Raw genomic sequence first — 13,815 nt, 5'->3', positions numbered from 1 at the left:
AGGAGAACTACTATGCAGCAAAAAGGATTTGTAGCTAGATTTTGGCCCTACTTGTTTGTAGCAGTACCGATTATCTTGCAGCTCATTTTTTTCTTTTATCCGCTACTGACGGGGATTTATTACAGTCTGACGGACTGGAATGGACTGTCTAGCAAGTACGACCTGATTGGCATTGGCAATTATCTGGATATTTTGAAAAATCCTGATTTCTATACCTCAATGACCTTCACGATTATCTTTACCATTGGTTTAGTTATTGGTGAAATTGTCATCGGGATTTGGCTAGCCACCTTACTCAATCGGAAGATAAAAGCAGTAGGTTTCTTTAGAACCTGGTACTTTTTCCCAGCGGTTTTATCAACTGTGACCTTGGGCTTGATTTTTGTTCAACTTTTTAATTACGGTTTTACTCAAATCGGTGAGCTACTTCAAATTGATTGGTTGATGGAAAACCTATTGGTTCAGGAGCATACCGTTATTCCAGCTGTAATCTTTGTAGCTCTCTGGCAGGGATTGGCTATGCCGGTCATCATCTTTTTGTCTGGTTTGCAAAGTATTCCAGAAGATGTTAAGGAAGCAGCAGCCATTGATGGTGCAACTCGCTCTCAACAATTCTTTAATATTGAACTGCCCTACCTCCTTCCATCCATCAGCATGGTCTTTATCTTAGCTATGAAGTCAGGTTTGACGGCATTTGACCTTATCTTTGCACTGACAAGTGGGGGGCCTGATGGGAAAACAGAGTCCCTCGGCTTACTGGTCTACAACTATGCTTTTGTGGACAATAAGTTCTCTTATGCGAATGCTTTAGCTGTGGTGCTCTTCATCTTCATTATTGTCATCTCATTGGTTCAGATGAGAATTTCGAAGAAATTTGAGATTTAGGAGGATTGTCATGAATACTCAAAAACAAAAAAATTGGTGGGTCTACCTTATCCTCTTCACGGGCATTCTCTTTATGTTCATCCCGCTCTTAGTTACGGTCATCAGTTCCTTTAAACCGACCAAGGAGATTACAGGAAATTTCTTTGGACTTCCTGAAGAGTTTACGCTGGACAACTATAACAGGCTTTTTGAAGATGGGATAGTTCAATATTTTGGTAATTCAGCTGTAATTACTATTGTAGCCGTATTACTCATTGTTCTGATTATCCCGATGGCCGCTTTTGCAGTTGCTCGTCAGATGAAACGACAAACGGTCTTTAATATTATCTACTTTTACTTGATTATCGGGATTTTTGTACCTTTTCAGGTTATCATGCTTCCAATGACAAAGCTGATGTCTAGCATTGGATTGAACAACATTGTTGGCTTGATTATCTTGTATTTGACCTATGCTGTTCCTCAGGCGCTCTTTCTCTATGTTGGATACATCAAGACAATTGTGCCAGAAGAAATGGATGAAGCAGCAGCCATTGATGGATGTGATAAATTTACCATGTACTGGAAAATTATTTTTCCACTCATGAAACCTATGCATGCGACGGTTTTGATTATCAATGCGCTGTGGGTATGGAATGACTTTCTTTTGCCACTCTTAGTATTGAACCGTGACCAAAATATGTGGACCTTGCCACTTTTCCAATACAACTATCAAGGCATGTATTTTAGTGACTATGGTCCATCGTTTGCATCCTATGTGGTCGGAATTATCCCAATTCTACTTGTTTATCTGGTCTTCCAAAAACATATTATTTCTGGTATGACGAGCGGTTCTGTCAAATAATCTTCAAGGTTGACTTGTTCAACCTTTTCTAACAAAGAAAAAAGAAAAGGCTTACAAAAGGAGAGTAGCTATGAAAATTAAAAACCAAGCCATGTTGATTACCTATTCGGATAGTTTAGGTAAGAATCTCAAGGATTTGAAAAAAGTGCTTGAGGGGCCATTAAAGGATGTAGTAGGAGGGATTCATATCCTGCCATTCTTCCCATCATCAGGGGATCGTGGCTTTGCACCCATGGACTATACAAAGGTTGATCCTGCATTTGGAGACTGGTCAGATATTGAAGCACTAAGCAAAGACTACTACCTCATGTTTGATTTTATGATCAATCATATTTCGGCCAAGTCACCGTATTTCCTTGATTTCCTCGAAAAGAAAGATAAATCAGCTTATGCGGATTTGTTCATTCGCTATAAAAACTTTTGGCCAAACGGGGAACCGACTCAAGAGGATGTCGATTTGATTTATAAGCGCAAACCTCGTGCTCCTTATCGAATTGCTAAGTTTGCAGATGGCAGTGAGGAAAAAGTATGGTGTACCTTTGATGAGGAGCAGATTGACTTAGATGTGACAACAGAAACAACCCGTCGCTTCATCCAAGAAAAATTGGAACAGTTGGCAGAGCATGGAGCTTCCATCATTCGTTTAGATGCTTTTGCCTACGCCAACAAAAAGATTGGAACGAACTGTTTCTTTGTTGAGCCAGATATTTGGGAAATGCTGCATTTTCCACGTCAACTATTAGCACCAAAAGATGTCGAAATCTTACCAGAAATCCATGAACATTACACGATTCAACAGAAAATTGCAGAGCAGGATTACTATGTCTATGACTTTGCTTTGCCAATGCTGGTTCTCCATGCATTGTATTCAGGGCATGTCAATCGCCTTGTTCATTGGATGGAAATTTGTCCACGCAAGCAGTTTACAACCTTGGATACGCACGACGGTATCGGCGTTGTGGATGTCAAGGATTTGCTGACAGATGAGGAAACAGAAGCAACTCGTGAAGCCTTGTATGCACAAGGAGCGAATGTAAAGAAAATTTATAGCACAGAAGCCTATAACAATTTAGACATCTACCAAATCAACTGTACCTATTATTCAGCGCTGGGCAATAATGATCAAGCCTACCTGTTGGCGCGTGTTCTTCAATGTTTTGCCCCAGGGATTCCACAGATTTACTATGTTGGACTTTTGGCAGGCGAAAATGATATTGAATTATTGGAGTCAACAAAAGAAGGGCGTAATATCAATCGTCACTACTACGAATTAGCAGAAATTGAGCGCGAGGTAGAGCGCCCTATTGTGCAAGCTCTATTTAAACTCCTCAAGTTCCGCAATACCAGTCCAGCCTTTGATGGTGAATTTTCTGTGCAGATGGTAGATGAACATAATTTGACCATTCTCTGGTTTAATCAAGACGCAGGTATTTCAGCTCGCTTGACAGCGAACCTCAAGGATAAAACCTTTGAAATTGTTGAAATTGAGGAAGGTAAAACCACCACAATTGAGTTATAATAGGAATAAAGAGGGCTTCCCTCTTTTTCTTGCCTAAGCAGATACAAAGAAAGGACAGTCATTATGGTAGAAAAAACAGACTGGTGGAAGAAATCCGTTATTTATCAAATTTATCCGCGTAGTTTTCAAGATTCCAATGGAGATGGTATTGGGGACATTAGAGGAATTATCAGTCGCCTCGATTATTTAAGTGAGTTGGGCATTGATGCTATCTGGCTCAGTCCGGTTTATCAATCTCCCATGGATGATAATGGCTATGATATTAGTGATTATCAGGTCATTGCCCCCGAGTTCGGTACAATGGAAGATATGGATCAATTGATTGCCGAAGGGCGTAAGCGAAACATCAAGATTGTCATGGACTTGGTTCTCAACCATACTTCGGATGAACACGTTTGGTTTCAAGAGGCGCTTAAGGGGGAGGAGAATCCCTATCATGATTATTATGTTTGGGCCAAAGAACCCAACTCACTCAAATCAACCTTTTCAGGGTCAGCATGGGAGTACGTTCCCCATTTAGACAAATACTATCTACACCAGTTCTCTGTCAAGCAGCCAGACCTTAACTGGAAAAATCCTTCCCTAAAACAAGAGATATGGAATATGATTAACTTTTGGATTGAAAAAGGTGTAGGTGGGTTTCGGTTAGACATGATTGATTTGATAGGAAAAGAGCCAGAAAAGTTAATTACCGCCGATGGACCAACTCTTCATTTTCTGATTCAGGAATTAAATGAAAACACATTCGGAGCCTACGATCTTGTAACAGTTGGAGAAACTTGGAGTGCCAATCCTGAGAAAGCCCAGCTTTATTCACATCCAGATAGAAATGAGCTCTCCATGATTTTCCAGTTTGAACATGTCTGTCTTGATCAAGAGGAAGGAAAGGAAAAATGGGACTTGGCACCGCTTGAACCGGCACGCTTGCACCAAGTTCTCTCCAAATGGCAGACAGAACTGGTAGGCAAGGGGTGGAACTCCTTATTTTGGAACAACCATGACCTTCCTCGTGCCATTTCTCGTTTCGGTGATGATAGGCCAGAATTTCGTGAGTTGAGTGGTAAGATGCTAGCTATTTATCTTCATTTCATGTCAGGTACACCTTATATTTACCAAGGTGAAGAAATCGGTATGATCAATACACCGATACAGGATATTAAAGAGGCTGATGATATTGAAACTCGCAACATGTATGCGGAACGCTTGGAAGCAGGATACAGTAAAGATGAAGTGCTAGTTTCCATCAACGCTAAGGGTCGTGACAATGCACGCAGGCCCATGCAGTGGGATGGTGAAAAACATGCAGGCTTCACAACGGGTAGTCCTTGGCTGAACTTGAATCCGAGCTATGAAGCAGTCAATGTTCAGACAGCACTAGAAAATAAGGAATCCATCTTCTATACTTACCAGCGACTCATTCAGCTACGTAAGACCTATTCTTGTTTATCTCAGGGGCTTTACCAGAACCTTCCAACAGGCAACCCATCTGTTTTAGCTTACCGTAAGTATGATGAAGCGGATGCGTTCGTTGTAATTGTCAATTTCACAGCCCAAGACCAGCCCCACTCAGCCGATTTGACTGGCAATGGAGAGCTCTTCATGAGCAATTATCAGGAGTTATCCAATCACTCAAACTTGCTCAGGCCGTACGAAGCAAGGGTTTACAAAAAATAAGTTTTGCTTGCCATTTTTGGCAAGCATTTTTGGAAATTTTTTGGTAAAATAAAGAAAACAAAAAAGAGAGGTTACATCATCATGGGGAAATTTCAAGTTATTTCACATCCACTTATTCAACACAAGCTATCTATCCTACGTCGTAAAAATACATCGACCAAGGATTTTCGTGAACTTGTCAATGAAATCGCAATGTTGATGGGATATGAAGTCTTGCGTGATTTGCCACTTGAGGACGTAGAGATTGAAACACCAATCACTACCACCGTTCAGAAGCAACTGGCTGGTAAAAAATTGGCCATCGTTCCAATCTTGCGTGCAGGTATTGGTATGGTGGATGGCTTGTTGAGCCTGGTTCCAGCAGCTAAGGTTGGTCACATTGGTATGTACCGTAACGAAGAAACACTGCAACCAGTTGAGTACCTAGTGAAGTTGCCAGAAGATATTGACCACCGTCATATCTTTGTGGTTGATCCAATGTTAGCAACCGGTGGTTCAGCAGTTATGGCGATTGAAACTCTGAAGAAACGTGGCGCATCAAATATCAAGTTCGTAGCCCTTGTAGCAGCTCCAGAAGGGGTAAAAGTGCTTCAGGAAGCTCATCCAGACATTGACATCTACACAGCAGCTCTCGATGAGCGCTTGGATGAAAAAGGCTACATCGTACCTGGTCTTGGTGACGCAGGCGACCGCCTATTCGGTACCAAATAAAGATCCAGAAGGGGGAGATTTTGTACTCCCTCTTTTTTTGACAGAATTGCCATAAAAAGCTGACAAGACAGAAAAAATAAAGTATACTATAAAGAAAAAATAAATAAAATTGTGTAAATCAGCTCTGTTTTGAACCAAGAGAAGCAGAAGGGAGAAGAGATGGCTAGGGAAATCAAAAAGCAGTTAAATCAATTCCTTCTTTTAGATGTCTTTACAGTTTCTTTACTTTCTTTTTTATTCTTTTTACGCCAATTACCTCTGGTGCCTCTTCTTCTAGTAGCAGCCACCAATCTCCTTCTAACTATGATCAGTTTTCTAGCCATGATAAAAGAGTTGCGAACCCATCGCCTTTTAGGGCTGGCGAGGTCGGACTATCTCTACGCTTATCTTTGCTCCCATGCCCTCGGCTTGTTTTTGCCTCTTGCACTTGTTTCTGGCGGAGCTTTTCTTTTTTTGGCAGTTCCTTCATCCCAGTTCCTTTGGTTTCTGCTGGTGATCTTGCTTTTGTTTTTGGGCAACATCTTGTTCCTATCTCTTGTTCTGAGGTACCGTTTATGAGAAGTATTTATAGACTTGTACTTAAAAAAAGATGGTTTCTCTTTCTGGGCTTAGTCCTAGTTACCTTTTTAATGAACCTCTTTTTATGGAATGAAACCAGTCAGCTGATTCGGTCCTGGTCAAGACAGGATATTATCAGAAAAGAAGTGGAGAAAGGAAGCTTGTCCTTGGTCTATGATGTAGAACTTGCAGCAGATGGAGCCGTTCTGGAAGAATTTACAGATCAGGAAAAGAAGGAGCTCTACCAACTGCTGTCTACAACCTTTACCCAAAAAGAGAACGGAGCAAAAATATATCTCAATGTTCTTGAGTACGAAAACGGAGGTCAACTGCAATTGGTTACAGAGCGTGTTTTATACAGCCTCTTCCTATCAGAAGATCACCTATCTTATGCCTTTGAAGAATTTTTAGTACGAGATATGGATAGTCAGAGCCAACAAGAGTTCCTCTCAGCAGCTCATCAAGCAGGCTTTGCCTTTAAAATCATAAGCTACAAGGACATCTATCAAGCCTACATCTCTTACTATCTGTCCAATTTCTGGTTCGGTCTGGTTGCTTGCTTCGTATTTTTGGGGATTTCCTTTCTTTTTATCCTTATCTTGTTGCGCGCCAGCCTGAAAATATGTCAGGAAGAACTGCGAACCTTGCGGATTCTGGGGTGGGGAAAAAAGAAATTATCTATTTCTCTTTTTCGGTTGTTGGCAGCTCCCATCGTCATCGGTTTGCTGTTGTTCTTGATTTTTATCCACCTGTTGCCATTCGGCGCCATCTGGCAGGACTACCTCTATCTCTGCTTGTTGAATAGTGGTTTGGCTGCCATTGTGTACAAATGGTGTCAGACCTATACGAAAGGAGTTTTGGATGCTTGAGTTACGCCAGTTCACCAAAAAATACAAAGACAAACTGATTTTTCAAGAAGCAGATTTTCAAGCACAATCAGGAGAAATTGTCCTACTCACCAGCAAGTCTGGCAAGGGGAAAACGACCTTACTGGATATAATAGCTGGCCTGAAAACTTGGGAAAAGGGCGATTATTTCTACAAAGGGCAAACCTACCTACTGGAAGACGATGAAGCAATGAGTGCCTTTCGGAGTCAATCGATTGCCTATATTCCGCAAGACTTTGCCTTAATCGCAGACTATACCGTCAGAGAAAACATTGTTCTTCCCTTTTTATACTCGTCTAAACCTTACCAAGCAGAAGCAGAGATTGACCGCCTGTTGCGCACGTTCGACCTTGAAGAAGTGGGAGATAGCAAGGTCAGGAAAATATCCGGCGGACAGAAGCAGCGAGCGGCGATTATTCGAGGTTTGGTGGTCAATAGCCCGATTCTTCTAGCGGATGAGCCGACAGCTAATCTCGATGAAGACAATATCCAGCTTGTGCAAGAGTTACTCCTCGAGCAAAAAGAGAAGGGAAAGATTGTGATTATTGCCAGTCATGACAGTCGCCTTCAAAGCATAGCCGATCAAATTTACCGAATTAAGAACCAAAAATTGATAATAGAAACAAAATAAGTGTTTCCATGTTAAATATTTGACCATGTTTGACCTTTTCAGTATAATGAGAGGGAAGTTTGAATTTAAGGAGAAAATCATGATTCCAGTAGTTATTGAACAAACGAGCCGCGGTGAACGTTCCTACGATATTTACTCCCGCTTATTGAAAGATCGGATTGTCATGCTGACAGGGCCTGTTGAAGACAATATGGCCAACTCTATCATTGCCCAGTTGCTCTTTCTTGATGCCCAAGACCCAACCAAGGATATTTACCTCTATGTAAATACACCAGGAGGTTCAGTATCTGCAGGTCTTGCTATCGTTGATACCATGAACTTTATCAAGTCTGATGTGCAGACCATTGTTATGGGAACAGCAGCCAGCATGGGAACGGTGATTGCTTCAAGCGGTGCCAAAGGCAAACGCTTTATGTTGCCAAATGCTGAGTACATGATTCACCAGCCAATGGGTGGCACAGGTGGTGGTACCCAACAGACAGACATGGCCATTGCAGCAGAGCACCTGCTTAAGACTCGTAACAAGTTGGAGCAGATTTTGGCGGACAACTCAGGTAAGACCGTTGAGCAGATTCATAAGGATGCAGAACGTGATTACTGGATGACTGCTGAAGAAACGCTAGCCTATGGCTTTATTGATAAGGTAATGGAAAACACCAACCTGAAATAAGAAAAGCCTTCTCAGAGAGCAAAGCGAAAATCCATTGGAGTCAGAGAGGATTTTCAGCTTGCTCCCTTTTCATTTTGAACTGAAAAGAGTATAATGGTAGGGTAGACTTGTAAAAGGAGAACACCATGTTTGAGAAAAAAGAGCGAACGAGCTTGGCCATTTACCTTCATTATAACCGCGACGCTCGTAAACTGAGTCAGTTTGGAGATATCGTATATCATTCCCGTCGTTTGCGCTACCTGATCCTCTATGTGGATGGACAGCAGGCAGCGGATTTGAAGGAAAAATTAGAAAAAGAAAAATTTGTCAAACGCGTTGAACCGTCCTATATCAAGGACTTGGATCAGAACTTTGTCGGCAGTTTATGGAGAGAAGAAGAGAAAAATATTGTTTTATAAAATATTTTTCTTTTTTTGTTGACAATTTTCAGATAATTCAGTATATTAGATGTACATTATTTTTTGAAAGAACATTAAGGAGTTTTTTATGAAAAAAAGATCATTTGCTAAGGCTCTTGTGACCTTTGCTTCGGTAGCACTTCTTGCTGCCTGTGGAGATGTATCAACTACAAATAGCGCATCAACTGCTGCCGAAGTAGGTGACACACTCAAGGTTGGTTATAACCTAGAGCTGTCTGGTGCGGTTTCTTCTTACGGTCAGACCGAAGCGAACGGTGCAGACCTCGCTGTTAAGGAAATCAATGCAGCAGGCGGTGTGGACGGTAAGCAGATTGAGGTCATCAAAAAAGACAACAAGTCTGAAACAGCAGAAGCAGCAACAGTAGCAACTAGCTTGGCTAGTGAAGGAGCAAACCTCATCATCGGTCCAGCAACTTCTGGCGCTTCAGCTGCATCAATCCCGGCAGCAACTTCTGCAGGTATTCCAATGATTACTCCTTCTGGTACTCAGACAGACCTCGTAGTGGACGATAAGGGAAATGTTCAGGAATACTTCTTCCGTGCAACCTTTACAGACGGCTACCAAGGTCAAATCATGGCAGAATACGCAACCTCCAACTTGAATGCAAAGAAAGTTGTTCTCTACTATGACAACTCTTCTGACTACGGTAAAGGAGTTGCAGAAGCATTTGAGAAAGCCTACAAGGGAGAGATCGTTTCAAAAATTACCTTTGCTTCAGGAGACAAGGACTTCCAAGCTGCTCTTACAAAATTGAAAGACCTTGAATTTGATGCGATTATCATGCCAGGATACTACAACGAAACAGGTACAATTGTAAAACAAGCGCGTGGTCTTGGTCTTAACCAGCCAATTCTTGGATCAGACGGTTTTGACTCACCACAATTTGCAGAGTTGGCGACTGCTTCAGCAGCCAGCAATGTATACTACCTGTCAGCCTTTGTAACAACTGCTAGTGATCGTGCAAAAGCCTTCTACGATGCTTATGTAGCAGAATACGGTGAAGAACCATCTATGTTCTCAGCGCTTGCTTATGACTCTGTTTACATGGCAGCAGAAGCGGCTAAGGGTGCAAAAAACTCTACTGAAATCAAAGACAATCTGTCAACTTTGAAAGACTTTGAAGGTGTAACAGGTACTATGTCTATTGATAAAGAACACAACGTTGTGAAATCTGTTTACGTCGTTGGATTGACCGACGGTAAGCAATCTTCAGTTGACACTGTATCAATCTCAGAATAGGCAAAAGAGGGGCTTCCCTCTTTTTCCCTTGTTAGCCCTGAAAAGGCGGATAAAAGAGCAGGGAAAGAATCTTGCTCGTTTTCAGAAAATCCGCTACAATAGAATCTGCGTGCATAGTCCAAATAAACAACACAAGCTAGTTCTTAGCTGAGCTGTTTTCTGTGACTGTCACAGTCCTATTTACTTAGAAAGTTTGGTGAACCTATGCTTCAACAACTCGTCAATGGTTTGATACTTGGTTCTGTATATGCCCTTTTAGCTCTGGGCTACACCATGGTCTACGGAATTATCAAACTCATTAACTTTGCCCACGGAGACATCTACATGATGGGTGCCTTTATGGGGTATTATCTTCTTAACCAACTGACCTTCATTGCTGATGGTAGTCTGCGCTTCTTTGTGGCCTTGATTTTGTCCATGATTGGAACGGCTATTTTAGGTGTGGTTATCGAATTTTTAGCCTATCGGCCCTTGCGAAACTCAACCCGTATTGCGGCTTTGATTACAGCTATCGGTGTATCTTTCTTCTTAGAATACACCATGATTAAATTCTTTACAGCCGATGTTCGGGCCTTTCCTCAGGCGATTGAAGCAGTGACCTTCCAGTTAGGGCCTGTTTCTGTGACCAATATCCAGTTGATCATTCTGGGCGTTTCTCTTTTCCTCATGGTTGCCTTGCAACTGATTGTGAAAAAAACCAAGATGGGGAAAGCTATGCGTGCCGTGTCGGTCGACAGCGATGCAGCTCAACTGATGGGAATCAATGTCAACCGGACAATCAGCTTTACCTTTGCCCTAGGTTCTGCCCTTGCAGGCGCAGCTGGAGTTCTTCTTGGTCTTTACTACAACCAGATTGAACCTTTGATGGGGATGACGCCAGGTCTTAAGGCATTCGTTGCGGCAGTATTGGGTGGTATCGGTATTATCCCAGGTGCAGCACTTGGAGGTATCGTTATCGGTATTATCGAGACCTTCACTTATGTGATTGGACTGGATACCTTCCGTGATGCGATTGTCTATATCGTTTTGATTATCATTCTCTTGGTGAGACCAAGTGGTATTCTCGGTAAAAATGTGAAAGAGAAGGTGTAATCATGAAGCAAAATTTAAAAGTTAATCTGATTTGGTTGGGCATTTTGGTCCTTGGTTTTGCCTTGATTCAAGGCTTGGTTGCCATGGGAGTGCTGAACTTCTACTATGTTCAAATTGTTCAGCAAATCGGTATCAACATTATTCTGGCAGTTGGCTTGAACCTGATTGTTGGTTTCTCTGGTCAATTCTCCTTGGGGCACGCTGGTTTCATGGCAATTGGAGCTTATTCGGTCGGTATTATCGGTAAGATGATGCCAAACTACGGCGGCTTTGCGCTCGCCCTCCTTGTTGGAATGGTTCTGGCTGGTGCGGTTGCCCTCTTGGTTGGTATTCCAACACTTCGTTTGAAGGGAGACTATCTAGCTATTGCGACATTGGGTGTTGCTGAAATCATTCGTATCCTGATTATCAATGGTGGCAGTCTGACAAATGGCGCAGCAGGAATCATGTCTATCCCTCTCTTTACCAACTGGCAGATGGTTTACGTTTTTGTTGCTATTACCACAATCTTTACAGTCAATTTCCTGCGCAGTCCGATGGGGCGGTCGACTATTTCTGTGCGAGAAGATGAAATTGCAGCCGAATCAGTTGGGGTCAATCCAACAGTGGTTAAGGTTTCTGCCTTTGTCTTTGGTGCTATGACAGCGGCGATTGCAGGCGGTCTGCATGCAGGCTATGTTGGAACAATCGTACCGAAAGACTTCTCATTCATGACCTCTGTAAATATCTTGATTATCATCGTATTGGGAGGTTTGGGGGCTATCACAGGTACCTTTGTCGCAGCTATTGTTTTGGGAATTCTCAATGTCTTCCTCAAGAGCTATGCTGACATCAGCATGATTATCTACTCGTTGGCCCTCATCCTCTTGATGATTTTCCGTCCAGGTGGTCTCTTGGGAACCAAGGAATTGGCCTTTTCAGGACTCTTTAAGAAGAAGGAGGAAACCAACTAATGGCATTACTTGAAGTAGAAAAATTAACGAAAAATTTCGGTGGTTTAACAGCCGTTGGTGATGTTACCATGGAACTGAACGAAGGGGAATTGGTTGGTCTTATTGGCCCCAATGGAGCAGGTAAGACAACGCTCTTCAACCTGTTGACAGGTGTCTATGAACCAAGTGAAGGCAACGTCGTTCTGGCTGGGGTGACCTTGAATGGAAAATCTCCTTCTAAGATTGCTTCCTTGGGCTTGGCCCGTACCTTCCAGAACATTCGCTTGTTTAAGAATATGACGGTGCTGGAAAATGTATTGATTGGACTTGGAAATCACGGCAAATCGCATATCTTTGCCAGCTTCTTCCGCCTACCAGCCTTCTACAAAAACGAAGAAGAGTTGAAGAACAAGGCTATCAGCCTCTTGAAAATCTTTGACTTGGATAAGGATGCGGATACCTTGGCTAAAAATCTGCCCTACGGTCAACAACGTCGTTTGGAAATCGTTCGCGCCTTAGCAACAGAGCCAAAAATCCTTTTCCTTGATGAACCTGCTGCGGGAATGAATCCGCAAGAAACGGCAGAATTGACCCAACTCATCCGGAAAATCAAAGATGAATTTAAGATTACCATCATGCTTATTGAGCATGACATGAGCCTAGTAATGGAAGTCACCGAGCGCATCTACGTTTTGGAATACGGCCGCTTGATTGCCCATGGCAAGCCTGAGGAAATCCGTAACAACAAACGCGTTATTGAAGCCTATTTGGGAGGTGAGGCCTAATGTCTATGTTGAAAGTTGAAAATCTATCGGTACATTACGGTGTCATCGAAGCTGTGAAAAATGTATCCTTTGAAGTCAATCAGGGGGAGGTTGTAACTCTAATCGGTGCCAATGGTGCTGGTAAAACCTCCATTCTTCGTACCATTTCTGGTTTAGTCCGTCCGTCATCTGGCACAATTTCCTTCCTCGGAAATGAAATTCAAAAGGTGCCAGCTCGAAAAATCGTTGCAGACGGCTTGTCACAGGTACCTGAAGGGCGTCATGTTTTCCCTAGTCTGACGGTTATGGAAAACTTGGAGATGGGAGCCTTTCTCCGCAACAACCGTGAGGAAAATCAGGCCAATCTTAAAAAAGTTTTTTCCCGTTTTCCTCGCTTAGAAGAGCGGAAAAACCAAGATGCGGCAACTCTTTCCGGTGGTGAACAGCAGATGTTGGCCATGGGCCGGGCCCTTATGAGCCAGCCCAAACTCCTGCTCTTGGACGAGCCATCCATGGGCTTGGCGCCAATCTTTATCCAAGAAATCTTTGATATTATTCAGGATATTCAAAAGCAGGGAACGACGGTTCTCTTGATTGAACAGAACGCTAACAAGGCCCTTTCTATCGCAGACCGTGGCTACGTCCTTGAAACAGGGAAAATCGTTCTGACAGGAACCGGACAAGAACTCCTCGCTTCAGAAGAAGTCAAAAAAGCATATCTGGGTGGTTAAAACAGCCTACGGATAGGCTGTTTTAATCGGGAGATAGGAAATACCAGCCAAAAATGACTGGTATTTTTCCCCCGAGGCTGACGCCTCATTTTAGCTTGAAGATAGGGACCGTCGGCAGACGGTCTTTTCTTTTATTTTGATTTTGGGTTGGAAATGAGAACCGCTGGCAAGCGGTTCAGATCAAAGAAAAGGTCCATTTTGGATAATTTTTTAATTTAGGGATTTTCATATTTTTTCAACAAAATATGTAATCGTTTTCTA

14 protein-coding genes are annotated in these 13,815 nt (G+C 42.5%); all 14 read left to right on the top strand.

Translation table 11 applies throughout. The features are described 5' to 3' along the window. Nucleotides 1-12: 12 nt before the first annotated feature. On the top strand, nt 13-885 hold the full coding sequence (locus tag INT76_RS03045; protein ID WP_212572048.1) for a carbohydrate ABC transporter permease: 873 nt from the start codon (nt 13-15) through the stop codon (nt 883-885). A 10-nt stretch (nt 886-895) separates the two neighbouring features. Next, complete coding sequence (locus INT76_RS03040; protein WP_212572046.1) at nt 896-1,726, top strand: carbohydrate ABC transporter permease; 831 nt, start codon at nt 896-898, stop codon at nt 1,724-1,726. Between the two features lie 70 nt (nt 1,727-1,796). Then, complete coding sequence (gtfA, locus tag INT76_RS03035; RefSeq protein WP_212572044.1) at nt 1,797-3,245, top strand: sucrose phosphorylase; 1,449 nt, start codon at nt 1,797-1,799, stop codon at nt 3,243-3,245. 63 nt (nt 3,246-3,308) lie between these two features. Continuing rightward, entirely contained in the window at nt 3,309-4,919 is a 1,611-nt protein-coding gene (locus INT76_RS03030) for a glycoside hydrolase family 13 protein (RefSeq protein ID WP_212572042.1), read from the top strand. Nucleotides 4,920-5,000: 81 nt separating this feature from the next. Continuing rightward, nucleotides 5,001-5,630, top strand: coding sequence for a uracil phosphoribosyltransferase (gene upp, locus INT76_RS03025; protein ID WP_212572040.1), 630 nt, complete (start codon nt 5,001-5,003; stop codon nt 5,628-5,630). A gap of 554 nt (nt 5,631-6,184) precedes the next feature. Continuing rightward, on the top strand, nt 6,185-7,057 hold the full coding sequence (locus tag INT76_RS03020) for a hypothetical protein (protein ID WP_212572038.1): 873 nt from the start codon (nt 6,185-6,187) through the stop codon (nt 7,055-7,057). Further along, nucleotides 7,050-7,706 (top strand): ABC transporter ATP-binding protein, encoded by a 657-nt coding sequence (locus tag INT76_RS03015; protein WP_212572036.1) that lies wholly within the window; start codon nt 7,050-7,052, stop codon nt 7,704-7,706. The genes INT76_RS03020 and INT76_RS03015 overlap by 8 nt, the downstream gene beginning before the upstream one ends. Nucleotides 7,707-7,785: 79 nt before the next feature. Next, on the top strand, nt 7,786-8,376 hold the full coding sequence (locus tag INT76_RS03010) for an ATP-dependent Clp protease proteolytic subunit (RefSeq protein WP_212572035.1): 591 nt from the start codon (nt 7,786-7,788) through the stop codon (nt 8,374-8,376). Nucleotides 8,377-8,501: 125 nt separating this feature from the next. Continuing rightward, nucleotides 8,502-8,774, top strand: a complete 273-nt coding sequence (locus INT76_RS03005) for a YlbG family protein (RefSeq protein ID WP_212572033.1) — start codon at nt 8,502-8,504, stop codon at nt 8,772-8,774. A gap of 88 nt (nt 8,775-8,862) precedes the next feature. Continuing rightward, nucleotides 8,863-10,035 (top strand): ABC transporter substrate-binding protein, encoded by a 1,173-nt coding sequence (locus INT76_RS03000; protein ID WP_212572031.1) that lies wholly within the window; start codon nt 8,863-8,865, stop codon nt 10,033-10,035. Nucleotides 10,036-10,239: 204 nt separating this feature from the next. Next, nucleotides 10,240-11,127 (top strand): branched-chain amino acid ABC transporter permease, encoded by an 888-nt coding sequence (locus INT76_RS02995; RefSeq protein WP_212572030.1) that lies wholly within the window; start codon nt 10,240-10,242, stop codon nt 11,125-11,127. Between the two features lie 2 nt (nt 11,128-11,129). After that, the gene (locus tag INT76_RS02990; RefSeq protein ID WP_212572028.1) at nt 11,130-12,080 is read left to right on the top strand and encodes a branched-chain amino acid ABC transporter permease; all 951 of its coding nucleotides are present in this window, start codon (nt 11,130-11,132) and stop codon (nt 12,078-12,080) included. Beyond that, nucleotides 12,080-12,844: an ABC transporter ATP-binding protein gene (locus INT76_RS02985; RefSeq protein ID WP_212572026.1), complete on the top strand. Its 765-nt coding sequence runs from the start codon at nt 12,080-12,082 to the stop codon at nt 12,842-12,844. Before INT76_RS02990 ends, INT76_RS02985 begins: the two co-directional genes overlap by 1 nt. Continuing rightward, nucleotides 12,844-13,554, top strand: coding sequence for an ABC transporter ATP-binding protein (locus tag INT76_RS02980; RefSeq protein ID WP_212572024.1), 711 nt, complete (start codon nt 12,844-12,846; stop codon nt 13,552-13,554). Before INT76_RS02985 ends, INT76_RS02980 begins: the two co-directional genes overlap by 1 nt. Nucleotides 13,555-13,815 lie beyond the last annotated feature (261 nt).

The organism is Streptococcus oriscaviae, from assembly GCF_018137985.1.
Classification (GTDB): domain Bacteria; phylum Bacillota; class Bacilli; order Lactobacillales; family Streptococcaceae; genus Streptococcus; species Streptococcus oriscaviae.
The sequence above is the reverse complement of the archived record's forward strand: the minus strand, read 5'-3'. Positions and strand labels throughout refer to the sequence as shown.

What these genes read in the sequence shown, in the direction of transcription:
- INT76_RS03045 (WP_212572048.1), top strand. Translation starts at nt 13, where the DNA reads ATGCAGCAAAAAGGATTTGTAGCTAGATTTTGGCCCTACTTGTTTGTA.
- INT76_RS03040 (WP_212572046.1), top strand. Translation starts at nt 896, where the DNA reads ATGAATACTCAAAAACAAAAAAATTGGTGGGTCTACCTTATCCTCTTC.
- gtfA (WP_212572044.1), top strand. Translation starts at nt 1,797, where the DNA reads ATGAAAATTAAAAACCAAGCCATGTTGATTACCTATTCGGATAGTTTA.
- INT76_RS03030 (WP_212572042.1), top strand. Translation starts at nt 3,309, where the DNA reads ATGGTAGAAAAAACAGACTGGTGGAAGAAATCCGTTATTTATCAAATT.
- upp (WP_212572040.1), top strand. Translation starts at nt 5,001, where the DNA reads ATGGGGAAATTTCAAGTTATTTCACATCCACTTATTCAACACAAGCTA.
- INT76_RS03020 (WP_212572038.1), top strand. Translation starts at nt 6,185, where the DNA reads ATGAGAAGTATTTATAGACTTGTACTTAAAAAAAGATGGTTTCTCTTT.
- INT76_RS03015 (WP_212572036.1), top strand. Translation starts at nt 7,050, where the DNA reads ATGCTTGAGTTACGCCAGTTCACCAAAAAATACAAAGACAAACTGATT.
- INT76_RS03010 (WP_212572035.1), top strand. Translation starts at nt 7,786, where the DNA reads ATGATTCCAGTAGTTATTGAACAAACGAGCCGCGGTGAACGTTCCTAC.
- INT76_RS03005 (WP_212572033.1), top strand. Translation starts at nt 8,502, where the DNA reads ATGTTTGAGAAAAAAGAGCGAACGAGCTTGGCCATTTACCTTCATTAT.
- INT76_RS03000 (WP_212572031.1), top strand. Translation starts at nt 8,863, where the DNA reads ATGAAAAAAAGATCATTTGCTAAGGCTCTTGTGACCTTTGCTTCGGTA.
- INT76_RS02995 (WP_212572030.1), top strand. Translation starts at nt 10,240, where the DNA reads ATGCTTCAACAACTCGTCAATGGTTTGATACTTGGTTCTGTATATGCC.
- INT76_RS02990 (WP_212572028.1), top strand. Translation starts at nt 11,130, where the DNA reads ATGAAGCAAAATTTAAAAGTTAATCTGATTTGGTTGGGCATTTTGGTC.
- INT76_RS02985 (WP_212572026.1), top strand. Translation starts at nt 12,080, where the DNA reads ATGGCATTACTTGAAGTAGAAAAATTAACGAAAAATTTCGGTGGTTTA.
- INT76_RS02980 (WP_212572024.1), top strand. Translation starts at nt 12,844, where the DNA reads ATGTCTATGTTGAAAGTTGAAAATCTATCGGTACATTACGGTGTCATC.